This window comes from Spirosoma arboris (genome assembly GCF_009754945.1).
GTDB classification, from domain to species: domain Bacteria; phylum Bacteroidota; class Bacteroidia; order Cytophagales; family Spirosomataceae; genus Spirosoma; species Spirosoma arboris.
Map to the genome: position 1 here is coordinate 279,588 of NZ_WPIN01000002.1, position 22,928 is coordinate 302,515.

The window sequence follows — 22,928 nt, forward strand, 5'->3', positions numbered from 1 at the left end:
CTGTTTTACTTATTTGGGTAATATTGCTTGTATGAAGCTGTTGTCTCGACTAGACCCATCCCTTATTGTAGCACATACCTTGTTGTGGACCTTGTTTCTTCTGCCATCTGCTCCTTACTATCTCGAACGCATGTCGGTTAGTGCTGCGGTTATTACTATTGGGTTTATGGGATTATATTTCAGCTTACCTGTTTACGCTAATCAACTCTATTTCCTACCCCGATTTTTCTTTATCGGCCAGCGACTTACGTACCTGCTACTTACGTTGGTCGTTCTGCTCCCCTATGGATGGGCAGGAACCTGGCTATTTGAACGAATCATACTTGAAAAACCACCAATCTTTTCGCTCATTGCCCGGTGTTATACCTTGACTTTCGCGTTTGGTTTTATTGACCAGTATGTCCACCGGCAAAAAACCCAAAACCGCCTATTACAATTAGAAAGCCAACAAGCCCGTCTGGAACTGGAACGATTGAAAGCACATGTAAACCCTCATTTTCTGTTCAATACCCTTCATAATCTCTATACACTCACCCTAAAGCAGTCACCCCAGGCTTCTGATGTGGTGCTACGCTTAGCCAGTTTGATGCGGTACCTCTTCACGACCAACCATTTGGATACAGTCCCTTTAAGTGAAGAGGTAACTTACTTGGAGCAGTATATTGCTCTCGAACGTCTGCGCTTGAGCAGCGAGCGAGCTGTAATCACGTTTCTAGTGCAAGGTCCAGTGAACAGGGTCGAACTACCACCGATGCTACTCATTCCTTTTGTTGAAAATGCATTTAAACACGGCGTAGAGGCCGATACAGGACAAGTATTTGTGACCATCACGCTGGCAGTACAGGAACAGGAGGTATTCTTTGAGGTCGAAAATAGTAAACCTCCTTTGGTGCAGGATGTCCCGATTATGCCCCAACCTACTACAGGAACCGGCCTTTCAAACGTGCGTCAGCGGCTCGCCTTGCTTTTTACCAACCGCCATCGATTGACTATCAATGAACAGCCGCTGGCCTATAAAATTACCCTAGCTTTACAACTATGAGTTACCGCTGTTTGATTGTCGACGACGAGCCCCTAGCCCGCGAGCTGCTTGTACAATTCATCGAACAGCTACCTAGCCTTATCCTAGTGGATAACTGTGCAGATGCATTTGCTGGACTAAAGGTGTTGCATACTCAACCCATAGACATTTTATTTACTGATATTAAAATGCCCAGGTTATCAGGTATTGAGTTAGTAAAAGCACTGACTAGACCACCAAGAATCATCCTAACAACAGCTTATGCTGATTTTGCTTTAGATGGGTTTGAAGTGGGTGCTATTGATTATTTGGTGAAGCCCTTTTCATTCCCTCGCTTTATCAGAGCTGTCGACCGAGCATTGGGTCGACCTCCATCAGTTGAAAGCGACTCTCAAACCTTAATTCAGCCTCCTACGTTCCTGTTTTTGAAAGTAGATCGAAACATTGTCAAGGTATCATTGACCGATGTGTTGTACTGGCAGGCATATGGGAATTATGTCAGAGCCTATTTTCGCGATGGACAAACTCTACTAGTTACCGAGACCATGGTCCATCTGGAGAAATTATTACCTGTTAACCAGTTCGTACGAATTCATAAGTCGTACATCGTTGCTTTAGCGGGAGTCACCCAATATCAGACTAACAGTCTATCTGTGGGTTCGGTATCGATCCCTATAGGAGACCTATATCGTAAGCAGTTTATTGAAGCCATTAATTAAAGTGGCTGGCATGCTACTTGCAGCCAGCGAAGCTTCAGAAGGGCTTCTTAGTGAGAATCCTAGCTAGCCCCTCTCCCTTTTTGAAATAACTTATCAAAAACATTTATTTTCTCCTTCTTCCGCTTGTCACTAATGTGAACATACTTCATAGTGGTACCAAGATCACGGTGACCCATATAATCCTTCAGTGTAACAACATCCCCACCTAATTCAATAAATATGGTCCCGAATGTATGCCTGGCAGTGTGCGTTTTTACTTTGAAGTCAACCCCAGCAGCCTGACCTATCTGAGTCAACAGTCGGTTAGTATACTGCTCTGAAAAAGTGTCAAATAGTTTACCCAAAGAGGAAATGATTAGGGTCTTGGCCAATGGATGCAAGGGGACTCTGATAGTCTTCTGTTTGCCCAAGGTCTTTTTTGGCATGATGACTAACCAATCACCTCTTATGTTGTCATGAGCAACTGATTTAGCGTCGCTAATACGCAAGCCCGTGAAGCAGGAGAATAAAAAATGGCGAAGAACCAAGGACCAGTTTTCAGGTGTAGTGTTGTCTTGAAATAATTTCATTAGAGACTCGAGTTGGTCTTCCGTTAGTACATCCGGCCATGTTTCGGGCTTAGTAACCTTTACTTTTTTAAATGGATCATCAAAAACGTTACCATCTGCAAGCGCCCGTTTTACATAGGTTCTAACGTTCTTCATGTGGTTTTCAACAGTAGTAGGAATATTGCCTTTGTTCGACTTTAGCCAAGCCCGAAAGTTTTCTAGATTCTTGGGTGTAAGAGCATTGAAGGGCATACGGTCAGATTGGGCTGCATCTTTTTTCTTTCCCTTGATCTGCTCTTGTGCCCAAAATTCCTTTAAGCTATTTAAGCTTGCTATCTGACCATTTCTGGTTCCAGCTTCGATCTTCTTACGCTTAACTCGCTCATTTGCATCATTCAGAAAAAAAGTAAAAAAGTCTTTTCGAGATGTGAACGAATTAAAATCCGTAAGCAATTGGCTAATGGTTAAGATCTTATTACCAAGACGGTATTCTTTGAATATTTCGTTGACTTTCGCCATTTCCGTATTAATCATCAACTGATAATCTGAATAATCCTTGTCATTCTTGCTCCTTGGCAAGATTTTTCCAACCTCTTTATCAAAAAAAGATGTTGGCCAGGACAGTTTTAGGGGCAATCTCTCCCAATCTCCATCAATAGAAACGTAGATGTAGAGGGCTGAAGAGCCATCTTTCTTTATATAGTCATCCTTAATAATGACTTTTTGATTGAAGTTCTGTGTGGTTCCCATTCGGAAATGGCTAGGAAACGGAAGTGGCTAAAGCAGGATTAGGAAACACATTAGGAAACGAAAAATGCCCTCTACAGTGCGTATGAGGGCATTTTATACTGTTTCGTGCTCCCGAAGGGATTCGAACCCCTATCGTCGGTACCGGAAACCGAAATTCTATCCATTGAACTACGGAAGCTTTTCCCGTTTGGGAGTGCAAATATAGTAGATTGGGTTACTAAAACGCAAGTCTACTTCTAAACAACCCTTTACTTTTTAGCGTCTCCCACGGCCACCACGTCGGTTTTCACCCTTTGCGGCTACGCCTTGCTTCTGTCTGGAACTACTGCCTCCACGAGAACTACCCGAACGCGAACCCTGGTTATCATCACGTCGACGCGAACTTGGTTTACTAAAATCTAAATTCGTAGCACGACCTGCCTTGTCGCTCACTAAAGTAAAATCCATACTTCGGCGCGCCAGATTTGTGTCTTTTACCTTGACGACAACCGGATCGCCAAACGTATACATTTTCTTGTGGCGTTGACCAATTATTCGGTAATTGTCCTTGTCGAACTCATAATAGTCGTCGCTCAAGTCCTGCATTCGAACCAGGCCTTCGCAACTATTCTCTGTGATTTCAACAAAAATGCCAAACTCTGTAACACCAGAAATTACACCCTCAAATACCTGATCAGGTGCCATACGGCTCATAAACTCGACCTGTTTGTATTTGATGCTGGCTCGTTCGGCTTCAGAAGCCATACGTTCCCGCTCAGACGCATGGCGACATTTTTCCTCATATTCTTCGCGGTCAACGGGTTTGCCTTTGTCGAGGTAATGTTGAAGTAATCGATGCGCCATCATGTCGGGGTAACGGCGAATAGGCGACGTGAAGTGTGAATACCGCTTGAATGCCAGACCAAAGTGACCTAAATCTTCGGTACTATACCGAGCTTTCGACATTGTTCGGACGGCCAGTTGCTGAAGCATACCTGCTTCGGGTTTACCCTCAATGCTCACCATAAAGCGATTCATCGAACTTGATAAATGCTCGTCGTCTACGTTCAGTTTGTAGCCCAACTTACGGGCAAAGTCCGAGAAGCTACGGAGTTTATCTTCGGCAGGGCCCTCGTGAACACGATACACCATTGTGTTCTCTTCACCATTCTTGTTCCGCTTTGACAGCGAATGCACAAACTCGGCAACCCGTTTGTTTGCCAGCAGCATAAACTCTTCAATGAGTTTGTTCGTGTCCTGCCGGATTTTTGGGTAAACAGTCAAGGGTACTCCGTTCTCATCTAATCGAAACCGCACTTCAACCGTCTCGAAGTTAATAGCTCCATTTTTAAAACGCTCGTCGCGGAGTTTATAGGCTAATTCGTTCAAGAGTCGAAGCTCTTCCAGATAGTCACCACTATTGTTGTTGAGAATATCCTGCGCTTCTTCATAGGCGAACCGGCGGTTTGAATGGATGGCGGTTCGGCCAAACCATTCATTCACTAGTTGAGCATTGGGTGTTAATTCAAAAACAGCCGAGAAAGTCAGCTTGTCTTCGTTGGGACGGAGCGAACAAAGACCATTCGACAGCTTTTCGGGCAGCATAGGAACAACTCGGTCGACTAGATAAACCGATGTAGCCCGTTTATAGGCTTCGGCTTCCAGTTTCGAACCGGGAAGAACATAGTGCGTTACATCAGCGATATGAACACCAATTTCATAGTTGCCATTGTCGAGTATCTGGACAGAAAGAGCATCATCGAAATCTTTGGCATCAACAGGATCAATGGTGAAGGTTGTTACTTCACGCATGTCACGCCGTTTGGCCAAATCTTTTTCCAGAATTTGGGTCGGAATAGCTTCCGCTTCCTGTTCTACATCCTCAGGAAAATGAATAGGTAAGCCGAATTCCGCCAGAATAGCATGCATTTCGGTATTGTTCTGCCCTGCAAGTCCCAGTACGGTAATCACCTCGCCCTCAAAACGTTGTTTGTGGCTGTCTGGGTCAGGATACTTTGTGAGTCGAACAATAACTTTCTCCCCGTCGGCAGCTCCTCCAAGTTTCTCTTTGGAAATAAAAATATCGTCGTAAATCTTTTTGCTGTCAGGAACGACAAAGCCGTAAGTTGGCCAGACTTCAATGCGACCAACTAACTCGGTGCGACCACGCTCAATCACGTTGGCGACTTTCCCTTCAAGCCGGCGTCCTCTATTGCGCGAGTCTGTAAAGCGAATTACACGCACACGATCACCGTCAACGGCACCGGCGAGGTCTTCGGTCGAAACCCAGATATCATCATCACGGTCACCCCGTACGCCACTGGCTGTATTGGGAATAACAAATGCAAAACGTGAATTCACATGGTCAACAACGCCTTCAACCAGATTTGCGTTAGCATCAGCACGGTAACTACCGTCAGACTGGCGCACGATGGTACCTTCGTCGGTAAGTTCGCCAATCAGACCGTGCATGATCAATTTCATGCGCCGGTCGCCAGTGCCGAAATGGTCTAATACCTGCTCCTGCGTAAAGGAATGGTCATCGTTAATCTGGAAAAACGCCATGATGTCGTTTTTCATTTCATCCAGAAAAGAGTCGGCCTGTTGAATAGGCCTTACCTGGCTGGGCTTTACTTTTGCTGATTTCTCGAAACCCTTTTCACGTGGGCGCGTCGTTGGCGACTGCCCCGTACTGGGTCGACCAGATGTGGCCTTCGAGTATTTATCTTGTTTTGGTTTTCCTCTCATGTTGTTTGCCTAACTCATTAGTGAGGCTAAAATGTTTAAATTCAGTGTGGAAGAAGTAATTGATTATGAAAAATGAGCAATAGATAATGAAGCCAAACGACCTCAATCATTCATAAATTATACATTGTTCATTTATAGAAACCTCTTCAATCACTTAATACAATATGCTCGTCGGCCACGAGCGGGGCACCCACCATTTTCAAATAAACCTGCACCAGCATCACCATCGAATCGCGGGCGTATTGCTCAATACGAGGCCAGTCGTGTTCGCGGTAATACACTTCGCTGGTCCGATCGCCGGTCCATTCGAGTGGGCGAGTTGGTACGTTGAGGACAGCAGCCAGCAGATCGAGTGGAACAAAGTGTCGTTTGTCGCCAAACTGCCAGTGTTCGAGGGTATCCCGATGTGGAATTTCCCAGGGTTTCTTTCCCGAAATCTGCAAGGCCGGAGGGAGCGGTAAGCCATTTACCATTAACCGACGACACAGATAGGGAAAGTCAAATTCTTTGCCATTGTGGGCACATAACGTTAGTTCACCGGGTGGGTAGCGGTTTACAATAGTTAGGAATTCCTCCAATAATACAAGCTCGTCGTCGTTGCTGATCAGCTTAACTTTCAGATGCGGCTTGTCGTCGTCATCGAAGAATAGGCCACCTACGCCAATGCAGATAATTTTCCCAAATTCAGCGAAGTAGGAAGCCCGGCGATCATACCAGCCAGCCGCCGAGAGTTCATCATCATTTTTGAAATACCTGCTTTTTTCTTCCCATTGCCGTTGCAATCGCGGCTCAACAGACAGAAGAGATGGCTCACCCGCCACCGTTTTGAGATCAATAAACAAAAGGTTTTTAAGCCGGCGTTTCCAGGAGATGGGTTGAGGCATAAGAATAGGAGTCAAGAAATCAGGCGTGTAGAATTCCTTCCAGTCCTAATGCAGGTATAAGTACCAGATTTTCTTCTACAATGCTGTCTGGCACGAAGATAAACTTCTTATCGAAAATCTGGTCACCAATAAAATAACTTACCCAGTACTCATTATTCAGATGAAATACATCGGGCATAATGCTCTCGACAACTTCATGCGCCCCCGGCTGAACCTCTACAAAAAAGTGGCGCAGGGTTGACGTTTTCTGTTCTTCGTCATTTTTTAATCCGTAACCTTTCGACGTAACAAACACGGTTGTAATAGGCACTTCCTTCTGGTTTATCAAATAAACCTGCCAATCATAACCACTGATCAGATTCTCTTTCCGGGCGATAGCTACCTGTACGCCTTCAACAGGCAAAAAATTAATATCTTTTTTCATTCAATATAATTCGGGTTTCAATTTCGGGTTTCCACTGGCACGTCAGTCAACAGCTTCGCTCCTACTAATTCCATCTCAAACAAAGCGGCCAGGTGATACTGAACATGATTGGCTACCTCATTCAATGGTATCTCATGACCTAACTCAGCCGCCAGCGACGTAACCGCTTTGTCTGTAATCCCACAAGGGACAATATGGTCAAAATAATGCAAATCTGTATTCACGTTTAGTGCAAAGCCGTGCATCGTTACCCAACGGCTGGCTTTTACACCCATTGCGCAAATTTTGCGAGGTCTCTGGATACCGGTAGCATCAGTGCCATAATCAAGCCAAACCCCCGTTAAGCCCTCAATCCGTCCCGCATCGAGTCCATAATCGGCCAGCGTAAGAATGATACTTTCTTCAAGCAGACGCATGTACCGATGGATGTCAGTGAAAAAATTATCCAGGTCCAGAATCGGATAACCCACCAGCTGGCCGGGGCCATGGAAGGTTATATCGCCCCCACGACGAATCTTAAAGAATGTGGCACCGAACTCACTAGCCAGCCGAGCTTCATCAATCAGCAGATTTTCGGCATGCCCACTCGTACCAAGCGTATATACGGGCGGATGCTCGCAAAACAGCAAATAATTCGGGGTTACTTGCTGCTCATCAGTAGGGCATGTTCGGTTCAGTAGTTTCTGGTTAACAATTGTGGCAAAAAGACGTTCCTGCTCATCCCAGGCAGTCTGATAATCCATCAATCCTAAGGCCCGAACTTCAACTTGTTTATTGACGCGACTATTCATTGCTTACTGGAAGAAAAAGTCTTCCGTTAGTTGACGAACAAACAGGTCGGTAAGTTTCGTTCGATTGTCGTTATTTGTGACTATATCGTACTTATATGGCACAACATAACGAAACAGGTAAACAGGGAGAAGCTGAAGCAAATCGCTACTTACGCGAGCAGGGTTACGAAGTCATGTTTCGAAATTATCGTTACCAACACGCTGAAATTGACCTTATTGCTAAGAAAGGAAAACTGCTGGTTTTCGTGGAAGTAAAAACGCGGACGAACCTCAGTTATGGCAACCCTGAAGAATTTGTTTCTTATGCGAAAGCTAAGCTGGTAATGAAGGCTGCCGAACAGTATATTTTTGCAAACGACTGGCAGCATGACATCCGATTTGACATCATTGCCGTAACTATAGCAGGCAGTGAATTACAGGTGAAACACATTGAAGATGCCTTTTGCTGACCTCTTTTTCAAACACAAAAACAACATATCCTTTCTGATTTTCGATAAATTATTTAGGAGATCATTACGTTGGTAGTAAGGATAGAGTTATTTCACATCAACAAATGCAAATGAGAACATTTTTCGACTGGAGCCCAGTCTTGCTTTTAGTAGTTTGTAACGCGTTTCTGATGACATCCTGTAAAAAGGATACAGACGTTACACCTTCAGGACCGACCTCAAACGGAGAAGTCAATAATTGGGTCCTGGATAATATGAAGACCTATTACTTCTGGAATGACAAATTACCGGCTAATCCGGACACCTCCCTGACATCCGATAATTTTTTTCTGTCCTTACTCTACGATCGAAACAACACCGCGAATGTAGACCGTGACCGTTTCTCCTGGATTCAGGCGAGCGCCGATGATCTGAAGGCGTCGCTAAGTGGTCAATCGAAGACGACCGGTATAGAATATAATCTGTATTATAGAGATCAGGCCAAGACGGGTGTCGTTGCATCAATTATCTATGTACTCCCTGGCTCCCCAGGGGCTAAAGCAGGCATTAAACGAGGGGATATTATCTCAAAAGTAAACGGAGAGTCATTGACAGGTGCTAATTATCAGACCTTACTGTCTGGCAGCACCGATACATACACATACGGGTTTGCCACTATCACGAATGGTACATTGACAGATAATGGCCAAACCAAGCAGGTTACGGCGGTCGTTTTTCAGGAAGACCCTGTCCTGCTGGATACAACCTATACCATTGGCGGAAAAACGATAGGGTATGTGATTTATAACCAGTTCATACCTGGTGTGTATAAAGATGGCTCAACAGATAAAACCTATGATCTGAAATTGGACAATATTTTTGGTAAGTTCAAACAGAAAGGTGTTAACGAGCTGGTGCTTGATTTACGCTATAATCGGGGTGGTTATGTGAGCTCATCGACTAACCTTGCTAGTCTGATTGGTAAAAATATTGATGCTTCCAAGGTGTATTATACACAGAAATGGAATAGCACTGTAACAGCCGCAAATAATAAGAGTCGTGGTGCGGGCTGGGACACTCAAAATTTCCTAACGAAGCCGACCAATATTGGGGCTAACATCAATCGTGTATTTGTCCTGACAACGGGAAGTACGGCCTCAGCCAGCGAATTGGTTATTAACGGCTTACGGCCTTTCATGACGGTGACTACTATCGGTACAACTACAGTTGGCAAAAATGTTGGTTCCATTACCATCTATGATGAAACCGGCCGTATTAAATGGGGCATACAACCCATTACCTTCAAATCGGCAAATGCGCTGGGATTTACGGATTATGCGGGTGGATTCACACCATCCGTAGAGGTGAAAGAGCCAAGCTACGGCATGAAGCCCTTTGGTGATGTAACCGAACCTATGTTGAGTGAAGCCATTTTTCAGATTTCAGGTACTCGTATGGCACGTAGGGCAGCGTCTACAGAAGTCCCGCAGCCCATTCTTGGCTCGTCTCTGGACCATAAGGCTGGAGGAGGGAATATGTTTAGTAATGATAACCTTCTGAACGGCCAGCATTAAGATTGCATTATTTTGGCACAAGGGCAGCTCTAAAGGCTGCTTTTGGCGTTTTATATTGTAACTTTAGCATGAACAAGCTCCCATCACTATGTACGAAAAGAATATAGGTACGAAGCAGAAAGCATTACGCATTAATCTGGATCGACGTATTTATGGCTCCTTTGCGGAGATTGGTGCAGGTCAGGAAACCGCTGCCATGTTTTTCAAAGCAGGTGGCTCATCTGGGACTATTGCCAAAACTATGTCGGCCTATGACATGACCTTTAGCGATTCTATTTACGGAGTTGAAGAAAGTGGCCGCTACGTAGTTGAGTCTCGGCTGGTAAAAATGCTGAGTAAGGAATATAGCCTGTTAGAGAAACGATTAGCCGAAAAACGTGGCCCAGATACCACGTTTTTTGCGTTTGCCAATACCGTTGTTGCCCTTAATTATCAGAAAACCAACGAAGCTCATGGCTGGCTCGGGTGCCGGTTTCAGTTAAATCCGCAGTCTGGTTACAACGACGTGATTATCCACGTTCGAATGATTGACAACGAGAATATCCTTCAACAGCAGGCGCTGGGCATCATTGGCGTTAATCTGATTTATGGCTGTTACTATTACGCCAAATCGCCCGAAACGCTCGTATTGTCGCTTATGGACGATCTGGCTCCCGAGCGTATTCAGATTGATATGATTCGATTTAATGGGCCTGATTTTGCTGATGTAGATAATCGACTAATGAGCCTGCACCTGGTCAAAAATGGTTTTACAGATGCAGCTCTGTTTGGTGCCGATGGCCAGGTACTTCAACCCTCCGAAGCGCTTTATAAAAAACATATTCTGGTCATGCGTGGACGATTGCGTCCGGTCACAAATGTCCAGATGGATATGATTGAAAATGGCCTGAAGCAGTTTAAAGACGAACCCGACGTTGATGCCAATCGGGTGATTTCGATGGCGGAATTAACGCTTCATAACTTGAAGGCCAATGAGCAGGGAATCGACGAGAAAGATTTTCTGGATCGGGTAGATATTTTGTGCTCAATGGGGCAGACTGTAATGATTTCCAATTATCTGGAGTACTACAAATTAGTAGCCTATCTGGCCCGTTTGACGCGGCTTAAAATTGGCCTGATTGTAGGGATTCCTAACCTGGAATACATTTTTGAAGAAGGCCACTATGAATTTTTACCAGGTGGTATTCTGGAATCATTCGCAACCTTGTTCAGCCGAAAGGTAAAGCTGTTTGTGTATCCGACGCTAAAAGAAGGAGCAATCTATACCTGCAATGAGTTCAAATTACCGGCTACTCTAGAACCGCTATTTCAGTATCTCGTTCGGAACGATAAAATTGAAGACATCACCGATTACAATGAGCAAAATCTGCACATATCGACCGATCATGTGCTGGAGATGATTCAACTGGGAGAAGATGGCTGGGAAAAAATGGTACCCGATCGTGTAGCCGAACAGATTAAGGCAAACTGCCTATTTGGTTATCCCTGCGAAGTGGAATATGTCCCCATTGGTCAGCAAGTCCGTCAACAGCAGGTTGAAGAACAAAATTCAACTCGCTAAAACAGTACTGATTCTTAATGCTATTGCCATTTAGTTGTAAATTCATTAAGCATAAACAGTTATCAATTAATGGCGACTAAATGACAATAACATTAAGAATCAGTACTGTTTTAGGAAGATGTTGTGGCTATAACTGGTAGATTCTGATATGAATCCACTACCTGTCAATGTTGAACTTTTAACTCAAATCGCCAATCAGAGAGGGCGCCAATACATAGATGCCTACAAGGTTTGGCTGGCATATTACCAGGAACCAGACGTATATACTATTGTTGATACAGTGCTATGGGTTGCCCAGAACCAGGAGCTTTCTGTCGTAGATGCTATAAAAGTGGTGCAAGATATTGAGGGACAATTCTAACGAATACTATACTATTCCCTTCAGAAAGCAGCTAACAAAACCTTGTCTTTCTGGGTAATACCTAAAAGAAATTAATCTTTCTGTGACAAAAGCGAATACCCAGCCAAGTGTAAAGTAATAGAATAGCCGTTTCGCCAATGGCTTGAGTAGGCTTGCTGGTGCTATTCGAGACAGCGCCTACCCAGTGAATCAGGACTGCACAATAAACTGAAAAGCCTGCTAAAAAGCTAACAATGACGAGTAGTGAAATACACAATCGATTTAGTCTTTCCGATACCATTGATTAGCGGTTATAATGTGTTTACTCCACTAAATTGGCTCTTCATACCTTTCAAAGCTACCCAGAATAAACAGTAAGTAGTTTTGGAGCTATAACAGGCGTATATAGTTTTTACTTACCAGAGGAGCGTTAAGGATACTACTGTCCTTTACTATAGTCAGTCACTATTTTTAACATATCTGTTACTTTTCCCCGCTAGTCAGTCTAACTCACCTGTCAGGGTCCGTAAATCGGGCTTTATGCAGCCAGTCCATACGTTAAGACTAAAGACTAAATACTTGATAATTAGGCAGATTAATCAGAATCAATTTGGCGCTGGTTTTGCTGACGTTTGCCTGAGCCAAAGCAGGCAAGCTTTATGAGAACAAAACAGTCAATACCCAAAGAGATTTCCCTGATCTTACACCAACAAAAAAAACGATTGAATGAATTGAATGCACTCGATAAGTGGACTGAAGCCGAATTTGAGGAAGTTATCCATTGCTCCAATGAATGGGACTCAATGAAACAGGGGTGGATATTTCCGCTTGTTGCCATTGAAAAGCTAGCCTTTGATAGTAGAACACCCGACAAACAGGCCCGCTCTTTACAAATAATCGCCAGACATATGAGTCTTGATATATCCAAATAGTAATCGCTTACTTAAGGTATTTTAAAATCAGAGAGTATTTATATAGCAAAAGCCCCCGTTGTATCTGAACTTCAGTACAACGGGGACTCTTTTTATTCAATCATTTATATATTCTGCCGCTTCATCTCTTTCACTGCAAAATCGGCAGCTCGCGCTGTCATGGCCATATAGGTTAGCGAAGGATTTACGCACGAAGCCGATACCATGAAGGCACCATCTGTCACAAACACGTTCTTAACGCCATGAACCTGATTATTGGCATTCAGGACTGACGTTTTCGGATCGCGGCCCATGCGAGCTGTTCCCATTTCGTGGATCGCCATGCCTAAATAAGAACCGTTGTCGTAGGACTTAACGTTTTTCAACCCCGATGCTTCCAGCATTTCTTTGGCATCGTTCATCATATCGACGCGCATTTTCTTCTCATTCTCTTTTAATTCAGCGTCGAATACAACAAGTGGCATACCCCATTTGTCTTTCTCATTTTTATCGAGATACATGCGGTTTTCGTGGTACGGTAATGTCTCACCAAATCCACCCAAGCCCATTGTCCAGGGACCAGGTTTCGTGAGTTCATCTTTATAATCAGCCCCGAAACTCATTTCGGCAATGTTGCGCTGCCAACCTGTTCGACTACCGCCACCCTGATAACCAAAGCCACGTAAATAGTCTCGTTTATCGGTCCCGATGTTCCGATAACGTGGCACGTAAATGCCATTCGCCCGCCGACCAATGTAGTATTTATCCAGATCACCTTCCCAAATGCCCGATGCACCTGTGCGGAAGTGATGATCCATCAGATTGTGACCCAGTTCGCCCGAATCGTTCCCGAAGCCATTTGGAAAACGGTTTGATTTGGAGTTCAGTAGAACAGCCGTTGATCCAAGTGCACTACCACACACAAAAACAATTTTAGCATAATACTCCTTGGGTTGGAGTGTAACTGCATCCATGATACGGACACCCGTTGCTCGTTTTTTGTTTTCGTCGTATAGAATCTCCGTCACAACCGAATCGGGACGCAACGTCAGTCGACCGGTTTTGGCGGCTGGCGGTAACGTACAGGACTGCGTACTGAAATAAGCACCATAAGGGCATCCGAGCGAGCATTTGTTTCGGTACTGGCATGGAGCGCGGCCAACGCCTAACTGCGCTTCTCCGGCTTTCGAAAGGTTAGCTACCCGGCCAATCGTCATAACGCGACCAGGGAAGTTCTTTTCAATGCGCTTCCGCACTTCTTTCTCCACACAATACATTTCCATGGGTGGCAAAAATTCGCTGTCGGGCAACTGCGGCAGGTTCAATTTTTCGCCCGAAATACCCACGAATTTCTCGACGTACGAATACCAGGGTGCTACGTCTTTATAGCGAATCGGCCAGTCAATTGCGATACCATCTTTCAAATTGGCGCCAAAGTCAATATCGCTCAGGCGATACGACTGACGACCCCACATAATGGACTTACCTCCAACGATATTTGGCCGATACCAGTCGAATCGCTTGTCTTCTTTATACAGCGAGTCGGTATCTTTCATCCAATACGTTTCGGTCATTTCATTGTATGGATAATCGCGGGCTAGTTTTGGATGCGATTCTTTCTGCGCCATCGTTAGCCGACCATTGTATTTAGTCTGCCAGGGGTCTTTCATGGCGTATTCGTAGTCCTTGACGTGTTCAAGCTGGTGCCCTTTTTCGAGCATCAATACGCGTAACCCTTTTTCGGTCAGCTCTTTGGAAGCCCAACCACCTGTAATGCCCGACCCAATGACAATGGCGTCGTAGGTCTGATCTTTTATGGAATCGATATTGAGGTTCATGATATAATTGTAAGTTGACAAGTGGTAAGCAGTAAGTAAGCGTATCAATTATATTCAGGCAAGCACCATACTTACCACTTGATCACTTACAGCTTACCACTTTTTTATAATGCCCAGGTTTTCTGACCGGGTTTGAGTGGCATACATCCGTTAAACTGGCCGGGTACGGGCAGGTATTCGAGGGCTTTGGTAGCGCCGATTTCAGACGTAAAGTAACCCGTTGTGGTAAGCTCTTTCATGCGCATGAAGAAGGGCTTATCATCGGTCATGGTTTGTTTTACCATTTCGTTTTTCTGAGCCGTATCTAATCCTATGAAGTCTTTCCCAAATTTGGTTTTGCTACTCGCATCCAACTTGGCCAGTCCGGCATAAAATTGCTCCTGATCGGCTTTGGGGTAACAATCGCGCATGACCCGAACAATGAATTTTTCGGCTCCGGCAGCTTTGGCCCCGGGTGTGCTGGTAGTTGGAATAATCACATCGGCGACCTCGGCTAATAACGCTTCCTGCTCGGCAGTTACGTCTATACTCGGGCCCATGTTCGTGATTCGTCCCATAGCGCCCGCCAGTGTGGGTGCCGACAGAATTCCGCCCATCATCAGGGCGGCCTGTTGTAAGGCTTCTCTACGTTTCATAGGTTAAATAGGTATTTGTAATAAGTCTGTTTTTCAACGAAGAAAGTTAAAACCAAATAAGCTAAGGTATTCTGATCAAGGCAAAAATCACGCGTTTTTAATCTTAAGAAGACTAAAGACTGTTAAATATCCTCTTTTTATCAAAAAAATGCTTCCCTAATCAAGGATAACTGTTTTCGGCCTTTTTCAGGCTATTCAATAACGAGTGAATTGGCTAAAACATGAATGGGCCCTACCAATAAGCTAATTAGTAGGGCCCATTCATGTTTAAATTTCAAGCTTTTGAACGATTTACCTTATTCTGGTAGAATCAAATCCTGATACCAGAAGCCCGTATCCCAGCCTCGATCCGAGTCGTTTATAGAGCCATCAGTACTTCCCGAGGGGCCATAAGTTCGTCGAACTACTTCCCCTTTGATAAACCCGACTCGACTCGAAAAAATTGGGCCATCGTACACAAACGAGTGATATTCTCCATTTTCGCCACAAGGGTCAACCGTTTTGGGTAGGTCTTTCAGTAAATCCAGGTCCAATTCTCGGCCTACGAACTCTGCTCCTAGCTGCTTTTCATTAACACAAACGAGCACGGCCCGGAAACCCAGATCAACAAACTCATGAATCAGCTCGGTCGTGTTTCGCTTCCAAAGTGGAAATTCACCTGTTAAACCCACTCTTTGCAACTGAGTTTCCCGATAGTGACGTAAATCCTCCAGAAAAATATCTCCGAAAATAGAGTGCGTAACATGCTGTTCCTGAAATAACTGAAGTACCTGGTGCAGTTGGGCATCATAGGTTTCCATCGACACATCGCCCGATAGCCGCAATAGCTGCACTGGAAGTCCTAAACGTTCTGCCTGAGCATTTAACAATTCCGTCCGAACGCCATGCATACTGATACGCTCATGTCGGTCGTTCACCGATGTCAGTAAACTATGAATATCCCAACGCCCTGACCGGAGACTATGATACAGAGCCAGCGCAGAGTCTTTACCTCCGCTCCAGTTCATAATAGCCCGTTGTCGACTCATCGGAAATAAAAGCCAGAGGGAGCGATTTCTGCTTTTACAGAGTCAACTAATGTACCTGTTGATTCATAGCGAATTACATAGCCTGCTTGTGTATAAAGTAGCGGATTCTGAGTACCGTAAATTCGGTTGGTTTGTGGATCAATCCCAAGCGTACTGAATGACCGGGATATAACGATACTGCCCGATGCTGTAGTAGCATCAGTCGAAATAGTATAGGTTTTACCGCTTAGGGTATAATAGAATGACTTTTTGTCTGCACTAATGGTTACAGAACCTGGAGCAGCCGCAAACGTCAACCGTTTTGCCACAACCCGACTCGCAGGATCTAGCTGAACTAAATCTTTACCAGCCTGTAGCCACAATTTACCAGTTGCGTCAAGCGCAATTGGCTCAGGAGTTGAGCCGAAAGCGATACGCTGCTTCTCCGTATCCGTATTTAGGTCGACTATTAGCAGTGTTTGATCGCCACTATAAGTATTGCTACCGACAAACGCTTCAGTCCCAGAAACAACCATTTTTTCAACACCTTTCACCGCTGGAATTTTTTTCGTCACTGTGTTGGTATTCAAATCGACAACCGCGATATAACCAGGATCTTTATAAAACGTGCCGGCACTATAATCGCCCGAAACATCCCAGCAACTGATATACGCTTTGTTTGGACCAACTGCGATAACCTGACGGGGATTTTCGATATTAGGAGTTTTCAGCGTAGCGCGAGACACGAATGTACCAGTTTCCACAATCTCAACCTTGTCCTGACCAGCCGTACTGTTATCGACCAGAATCAGGCCTTTGCCGTTGACTTCTGTATATCCCTGTACGCCACCACTCAATACTAACGAAGGATTAGCCGTCTGAAAAATATTAGTAGCAACTGTATTGCTGTTACGCGATAAAAACGAGACCGTTCCATTGTTGTTGGAGAAATTACCTGCATTCAGAATAAACACGCCCGATTCATAAGGGGTTGGTTCTGGGTCAGACGTTTTACAGTTCCAGACACTCAGGGCGACCAGCCCAATTGCAATTGATTTGGTCAATTGATTTTTCATGAATTATAAAGAAGGAAAATTGATAATTAGATTGATTGCCCCGTTTCGCCCCGGAAGCGCATTTCGCTTTACCCCTACTACCAGGGCGTCGAACACATTATTGACTTGTCCTTGCACTCGAATCGGAACAGTCTTCCATGTAAGCGAATGCTCCAAAAGTATGTTTGTCAACGTAGTCCCTTTAAAAAATTGACTGTTGTCGAAGGTGATATACCGACGAGAATTAGCCTGCATTTGTACACTAAGCCGTGTTTGACCGTGTTGCAGGTAGGCATTGAGTGTCCCCGTATGAATCGGTACATACACCAGCTGTTTCCCGATCACATCCTGCGAATAGGCATCATAGGCACGCTCCTGCGAGGAACGCGTCAGTGCATAACCGAGTCGTAGTCCCGCTCGCCAACTATTCTGTACATAAGTCAGGTTGGTGTTAAATTCAATTCCACGAGCGACGACCAATTGGAGGTTTTCGACGTGGTAATTGGTGGTCGGGTTCCAATATGTCCAGTTATCTACGCGATTATGATAACCTGTTAGCTCAGTTGTCAGGTTAACCCGGTCAGACAAGGGCGTATTGGCAGCTAAACCAGCCTCGAAATTCAGGCCACTTTCGGGCAACAGGTTTGGATTGCCGAGGTCAATCCAGTAGCGTTCGTTTAAGGTTGGTACGCGATAGCTTCGACTTACTGACCCTTTAGCGGTTAGCTTAAACCGGTCACGTTTAACAAGTTGATATTCAGCTCCAAGCGATGGTGTAATGGGTGGATTAAAGCGCGTCACGAACGCTTGGCGAATATTGGCCGATACAAGCCAGCGAGTCGTTTGAAAACGAAGTAACGCGTATAGATCTCCTCTATCTTCCTGAATCAATTGGCCCCCATAACCATCTGTTCTAGTGCGGTAATGCGACCACTCACCGCCAATACGCAGATTCAACTGCCGGTTTGTGCCAGATAGTAGAGCGAATTCACGTTCTGCCCGACTGATAAGCCGCTCTGTTTCGGTATGGCTTGGATTGTCGAAGTTCTGCTTCGCGTAGTCCAACACATCGCGAATCCAGCCAACCCGGAATGTCATGCGATTCGCTTCGTAAGTAGCCAGCAACCGTGCCGATTGCGTCCGGGTGCGTTCGCGGGCAATGGTGTCCTGGGGCGTAATGATCAAATCATTGTCGGTCAACCAGGCATTAATGGAAATCTGCCGCCCACTTTTATGCAGGAAATAGAGATCTTGAATGAATCCGCGTTGTGCCGTTGTTGACGGTTCCAGAAAATAATGCTGCCGTTCGGTGTATGGGTAAGCGTTGTTAAACTGATTTCGGTAGGCAAACGTCTTACCCGACAGTTTCCAACTTTGCCCTAGTGCCGACGCATAGCGAACGCCTACCTGAGTCTGGTTATTCTGAAAGCTGGCCAATTGTTGGCCAATCGTTGCTTGTATTCCTGATTTCCAGCCGGGATTACTGCCCAGAAGAATACTCCCTCCCACGGCATCGGAACCAACTGCACTCGCCGATGAACCGTACTGCACGGCTAATCGGTCGAAACCAGCAACGGGTAGCGTGGAGAAATCCGTCTGCCCCAGGTTAGGTTGATTGATATTAATTCCGTTCCAAAGAACAGCAGTATGATTAGCAGATGTGCCCCGAAAGGCAATCGTTGCCAATTGGCCCGGACCGTAGTTTTTGAAAGCTAATGGCGTATTGAGCGCCAATAGATCGGTTAAGGAACCAAACTTAAATTGTAGCAGGATTGTCGAGTCAATACGCTGTAGTTTTTGCCCTGCCAGGAACCGTTCAGGGGCAATGTCTCGCACGGTCACCGCTGATAAGGGCACGGCAGTTTCCACCCGATTCATTGCCGCTATCAACGAATCGGTTTGCGCGAAACTGCTACGGCCAGTTGACAGGACAATAGCCATACTCAATACCCAACAAAGAAGGGCTTGCTTTACCACGATAACTTTTGACTAAATATGCTTTTTGATGCGTCGGATCGCTGAATTATCAGATCATTCGCACGCGGTTGGGGTGTTTCCTCCGAACACCAGAACAACGGATGGTTTTGGGCAGGTCTCCTGGCTCGTCTTGTCGGTTCTGACCTTCCCGCGCTGATTCTAAACGCAGTGGTTATGTAGCTTGAACCGATTTTGTAAACAGACTTACAGTTGCGGGGACAGCGCTGGTTTTGCACCAACTTCCCTATTAAGCCTCGAAAGTCATCATGAAATGACGTTAGGCACCTAAAACTCAGGGCAAAGGTAAAGGAATTTAAACACAGAGGCACGGAGTGCACAAAGAAATCCATCTCCGTGCACTCCGTGCCCCTGTGTTTAAACTAACTTAAAATCCGTCGGCCTTGATTTCTTTCTCGGTGACAGTTCCGTATTTTTTCACTTTATCCCGAATGGTTTCTGCCTTACCAACAAGCACAAACTGGAGGTTATTTTTCGGAAAATACTGATCAATGATCTGGCGCGTTTTAGCCACCGTTAGCCCATCGACGTTCTTCTGGAAATTATTAATGAACGACTCATCGAAGCCCATACTGAACATATCCGTCAATAGGTTCGCTAACTCACTAGCCGATTCGTATCGTGGCGGGAAATCAGCTTTGACGTAGTTCTTAGCCGATGCCAGCGTTTTCTCATCGATACCCGTTTTGTGCAGGCTATCGAGAACCTGCAAAGCCATGTCGATTGCCTGCGTAGTCGTGCTAACCTTTGTAAAGGTTGAGATAGCAAACGTACCACTCTTTCGATACGTACCGAAACGGCTGCTCGCTCCGTAGGTCAGGCCCGAATTCACACGCAGCGCATCGTTCAGCCAGGAGGTGAATCGTCCCCCCAGAATTGTATTGACTACAGTTACCGGAATAAAGTCGGGGTTGTTTTGAGTGATTCCTTTACCACCAATCAAGAACGTCGTTTCGCGGGCATCATCTTTGTTTACTAACAACACTCGGTTCTTATTAAACGAGAAGGTCGGCTCTGTCAAGGCTGGTGACGTTGATGGTGCCGTTTTCCAGCTACCGAATAAATCGGTAACGCGTTTTTTCATCTCCGCCGTATTGAAGTCACCCACAATGGCAATAGCCGCCCGATCGGCAGTATAATACTTTTGATAAAACTGCCGGGCATCGGTTGCTGAAACCGCCGAAACTGAGCTTGGTGTACCTGTGAGAGGATTTGCATACGGGTGACCTTCGTATACAAATCGGTTGAAATAGGAATTAATCACACCACGGGGACTTTCTTTCTGTTGCGTTAACTGAAGCAGCTGTCGTTGCTTATACTTATCAAATTCAACCTGATCGAAGGTCGGTTTCGTAATCACATCCTGGATAATATCGAACAGTAAATCCTGATCCTTTACGGCAAATGAAGATGTCAGCTTAGCAACCTCCTTACCTGCGTAGGTATCCACGCTGGCCCCAACATATTCGATTTTTTCTTCCAGTTGCGACTTCGTGTATTTAGAACTCCCGAACAGAAGTGCTTCGGCAGTCATATTGGACAAACCATAACGACTTCCATCCTGCACAGCTCCCGCATCGAATACGGCCGAGATATTAATAAGCGGCACTTCATGCTGCTCCATCAAATAAATCGTAAGTCCATTTTTGAGCTTGAACTTCTGATAAGGTGGTACCTTAAATGTCTGCGCCAACGACGCGCCTGTTATGAACAGAGTAGTAATAAAAATGAGTATCGATTTCATATAGTGAAACCTATAATGCCTGGGCAACTGCCTGGCGGCCCGGCTTATAGATTTGAGGATTAATTGTTTTTAGCAGGATTCGTCTTAGGCTCTGGCAATAGATAACCGACAGTGCGGTTACGACTGGTCAAATAAGTCTTGGCCACGCGCTGCACATCTTCTTTAGTTACTTTCTCATAGAGAGCCGGAGCTTCATACAGCTTTTTGTAGTCCCCGAAAAATAGCTCATAAGTCCCCAATGAATTCGCCTTTCCATTGATCGACTCCATTGTGTGATAGAACTCCATCAATTTCTGATTCTTCAACTTTTGCAATTCTACATCGGTAATACCTTCATTGATCACCTTGTCTATCTGATTAAGTATCGACCGCTCTAATTGCTCAGCAGATATATTACTGGCCGCAATAGCATAAATCGAAAATAAGCTCGGGTCGAACGACTGATCCATATTGCTGAATACCCGCGATGCGATGGTAGAATCGAGTACCAGCGATTTGACTAAACGCGACGAGTTCCCCGAACTGAGTACGCCACTGAGCAAATCGAGGGCATAATAATCGGGATGGCGGGTTGCGGGTGTATGATAAGCCAGCAAAATATTAGGCGTCGCTACGTCTTTATAAGTTGTTGCTCGACGTTCGCCATTTTGGGGAGGCTCTACAGTGCGTAAGCTATCGGGCAGTTTTTGCGCTGGAATCGGCTCAATATATTGCTCGGCCAGCTTCTTGACCTGAGCCGCATTTACATCGCCAACCACTACGGCAACGGCATTATTAGGCGAGTAATACGTCTTAAAATACTTTTCCAAATCAGCTTGCGTCCATTTCTTAATATCCGACTCAAAACCAATCACCGGAAACATATATGGGTGCTCAACAAAAGCGACCGACTGCACTAGCTCGTTAATAACTCGATAGTTACTGTTTTCCAAACCCGTACTCCGTTCCGACAAAACAACACCCCGTTCGCTTTCAACCATTTTTGGATCGATGGCTAAGTCACGAATACGATCGGCTTCCAGGTCGAAGATTGTTTCGAGTGCACCGCTCTGAAACCAGTCGGTATAGACTGTATTATTTTCGGTCGTATAAGCGTTGTTCGATCCGCCATTGGCTTCCATAACACGGTCGAACTGCTTGGGACCGTATTTTTTAGCCCCGTTGAACATCATGTGTTCAAAAAAGTGTGAGAGGCCCGTTATGCCATGTACCTCATTCCTGGAACCGACTTTCCAGAATGAATAGAAATTGGCGTTTGGAATCGAATGGTCTTCGAGGACCATGAATTTCATGCCATTTTTGAGCGTAAAGGTTTGCACATCCTCTGGCTTGGGTTTGTTCTGCGCTAGTACAATGCCCGTTGCGAACGTCAACCCGGCCAGCAGACCGATTCGTTTGTTCATGAGTATAGTTTTAATTGGGAAATCTAAAATTACTGGCGAAATAGGGGATTGCCAAAAATGGTAGCACTCAGCGTTTGGTTGAAAGACAACCTTTAAGCTCCCCACGTTGCGAGCTGAAGAGCAGATAGATTAAAAAAATTCAATCCATTACTTGTATATTTAATTTTCTTATATATATTCGTAATAGAAAGTAAGGGAATAAACCATAGGTAATTTATGGAACAAGTCAGTAGTGAGTTTTTAAGAGGAACCTTGAAGACGATTGTCTTAAAGCTACTCTCCGAACAGAATAAAATGTATGGCTATCAGATAACTCAGGCCGTCAAAGAGCGGACCCGTGGCGAACTGACGTTGACTTTTGGAGCGCTTTATCCGGTCCTTCACAAGCTGGAGCAGGAAGGTTTACTGATAAATGAGTCGGTTGAAGTGGATGGTCGACTACGTAAATATTACTCCTTAACAGATAGCGGCACTCAAATGGCTATTCAGAAGATCTCTGAATTTGAGCGCTTTGTCGACTATATGCAGCAATTATTTCAAACACCTCCTAATCTGGCCTATGGCAATTGATTT

General features: G+C 45.1%; 20 protein-coding genes, 1 tRNA gene and 1 riboswitch. Of the genes, 8 read left to right on the top strand and 13 right to left on the bottom strand.

Translation table 11 applies throughout. The features are described 5' to 3' along the window. The first annotated feature begins 31 nt into the window (after positions 1-31). Complete coding sequence (locus GO755_RS05060) at positions 32-1,042, top strand: sensor histidine kinase (RefSeq protein ID WP_157583666.1); 1,011 nt, start codon at positions 32-34, stop codon at positions 1,040-1,042. Continuing rightward, the gene (locus GO755_RS05065; protein ID WP_157583667.1) at positions 1,039-1,740 is read left to right on the top strand and encodes a LytR/AlgR family response regulator transcription factor; all 702 of its coding nucleotides are present in this window, start codon (positions 1,039-1,041) and stop codon (positions 1,738-1,740) included. Before GO755_RS05060 ends, GO755_RS05065 begins: the two co-directional genes overlap by 4 nt. Before the next feature lie 59 nt (positions 1,741-1,799). Here GO755_RS05065 and GO755_RS05070 read toward each other — a convergent pair whose 3' ends face one another. The 6 genes from GO755_RS05070 to lipB all read right to left on the bottom strand — a co-directional run bounded on the left by GO755_RS05070 (position 1,800) and on the right by lipB (position 7,864). Beyond that, positions 1,800-3,038: a site-specific integrase gene (locus GO755_RS05070; protein ID WP_157583668.1), complete on the bottom strand. Its 1,239-nt coding sequence runs from the start codon at positions 3,036-3,038 to the stop codon at positions 1,800-1,802. A gap of 106 nt (positions 3,039-3,144) precedes the next feature. Then, positions 3,145-3,216: transfer RNA gene (locus GO755_RS05075), tRNA-Arg, on the bottom strand. 77 nt (positions 3,217-3,293) lie between these two features. Next, a complete protein-coding gene (rnr, locus tag GO755_RS05080; protein WP_157583669.1) occupies positions 3,294-5,765 on the bottom strand; it encodes a ribonuclease R in 2,472 nt (823 codons plus the stop codon). 146 nt (positions 5,766-5,911) lie between these two features. Further along, positions 5,912-6,649, bottom strand: coding sequence for a 3'-5' exonuclease (locus tag GO755_RS05085; RefSeq protein WP_157583670.1), 738 nt, complete (start codon positions 6,647-6,649; stop codon positions 5,912-5,914). 19 nt (positions 6,650-6,668) lie between these two features. Continuing rightward, positions 6,669-7,073, bottom strand: coding sequence for a hypothetical protein (locus GO755_RS05090; protein WP_157583671.1), 405 nt, complete (start codon positions 7,071-7,073; stop codon positions 6,669-6,671). 17 nt (positions 7,074-7,090) lie between these two features. Then, a complete protein-coding gene (gene lipB, locus GO755_RS05095; protein ID WP_157583672.1) occupies positions 7,091-7,864 on the bottom strand; it encodes a lipoyl(octanoyl) transferase LipB in 774 nt (257 codons plus the stop codon). A 95-nt stretch (positions 7,865-7,959) separates the two neighbouring features. On the opposite strand from lipB, the gene GO755_RS05100 reads away from it, so the two are divergent. The 5 genes from GO755_RS05100 (at position 7,960) to GO755_RS05120 (ending at position 12,699) form a co-directional block, all read left to right on the top strand. Next, positions 7,960-8,313, top strand: a complete 354-nt coding sequence (locus tag GO755_RS05100) for a YraN family protein (RefSeq protein WP_157583673.1) — start codon at positions 7,960-7,962, stop codon at positions 8,311-8,313. Positions 8,314-8,423: 110 nt separating this feature from the next. After that, a complete protein-coding gene (locus tag GO755_RS05105) occupies positions 8,424-9,866 on the top strand; it encodes a S41 family peptidase (protein ID WP_157583674.1) in 1,443 nt (480 codons plus the stop codon). 88 nt (positions 9,867-9,954) lie between these two features. Further along, the gene (locus tag GO755_RS05110) at positions 9,955-11,427 is read left to right on the top strand and encodes a TonB-dependent receptor (RefSeq protein WP_157583675.1); all 1,473 of its coding nucleotides are present in this window, start codon (positions 9,955-9,957) and stop codon (positions 11,425-11,427) included. Between the two features lie 148 nt (positions 11,428-11,575). Beyond that, the gene (locus GO755_RS05115) at positions 11,576-11,788 is read left to right on the top strand and encodes a hypothetical protein (RefSeq protein WP_157583676.1); all 213 of its coding nucleotides are present in this window, start codon (positions 11,576-11,578) and stop codon (positions 11,786-11,788) included. Between the two features lie 638 nt (positions 11,789-12,426). Next, entirely contained in the window at positions 12,427-12,699 is a 273-nt protein-coding gene (locus tag GO755_RS05120) for a hypothetical protein (RefSeq protein ID WP_157583677.1), read from the top strand. 104 nt (positions 12,700-12,803) lie between these two features. On the opposite strand, the gene GO755_RS05125 is transcribed toward GO755_RS05120, so the two are convergent. The 7 genes from GO755_RS05125 to GO755_RS05155 form a co-directional block, all read right to left on the bottom strand. Continuing rightward, positions 12,804-14,516, bottom strand: a complete 1,713-nt coding sequence (locus tag GO755_RS05125) for a GMC oxidoreductase (protein ID WP_157583678.1) — start codon at positions 14,514-14,516, stop codon at positions 12,804-12,806. Between the two features lie 104 nt (positions 14,517-14,620). Next, positions 14,621-15,151 carry a gluconate 2-dehydrogenase subunit 3 family protein gene (locus tag GO755_RS05130; RefSeq protein ID WP_157583679.1) on the bottom strand — a complete coding sequence of 177 codons (531 nt, stop codon included), beginning with the start codon at positions 15,149-15,151 and terminating at the stop codon, positions 14,621-14,623. 296 nt (positions 15,152-15,447) lie between these two features. Then, complete coding sequence (locus GO755_RS05135; protein WP_157583680.1) at positions 15,448-16,179, bottom strand: Dph6-related ATP pyrophosphatase; 732 nt, start codon at positions 16,177-16,179, stop codon at positions 15,448-15,450. Continuing rightward, the gene (locus GO755_RS05140) at positions 16,176-17,234 is read right to left on the bottom strand and encodes a YncE family protein (RefSeq protein WP_157583681.1); all 1,059 of its coding nucleotides are present in this window, start codon (positions 17,232-17,234) and stop codon (positions 16,176-16,178) included. The genes GO755_RS05135 and GO755_RS05140 overlap by 4 nt, the downstream gene beginning before the upstream one ends. Positions 17,235-17,237: 3 nt before the next feature. Then, entirely contained in the window at positions 17,238-19,154 is a 1,917-nt protein-coding gene (locus GO755_RS05145; RefSeq protein WP_157583682.1) for a TonB-dependent receptor plug domain-containing protein, read from the bottom strand. Between the two features lie 129 nt (positions 19,155-19,283). After that, positions 19,284-19,494: riboswitch (cobalamin riboswitch) on the bottom strand. Positions 19,495-19,575: 81 nt separating this feature from the next. Next, positions 19,576-20,952, bottom strand: coding sequence for a M16 family metallopeptidase (locus tag GO755_RS05150; RefSeq protein WP_157583683.1), 1,377 nt, complete (start codon positions 20,950-20,952; stop codon positions 19,576-19,578). Between the two features lie 59 nt (positions 20,953-21,011). Beyond that, the gene (locus GO755_RS05155; protein ID WP_157583684.1) at positions 21,012-22,355 is read right to left on the bottom strand and encodes a M16 family metallopeptidase; all 1,344 of its coding nucleotides are present in this window, start codon (positions 22,353-22,355) and stop codon (positions 21,012-21,014) included. Between the two features lie 216 nt (positions 22,356-22,571). Between GO755_RS05155 and GO755_RS05160 the strand changes: the two genes are divergently transcribed. Then, the gene (locus tag GO755_RS05160; protein WP_157583685.1) at positions 22,572-22,925 is read left to right on the top strand and encodes a PadR family transcriptional regulator; all 354 of its coding nucleotides are present in this window, start codon (positions 22,572-22,574) and stop codon (positions 22,923-22,925) included. Positions 22,926-22,928: the final 3 nt, after the last annotated feature.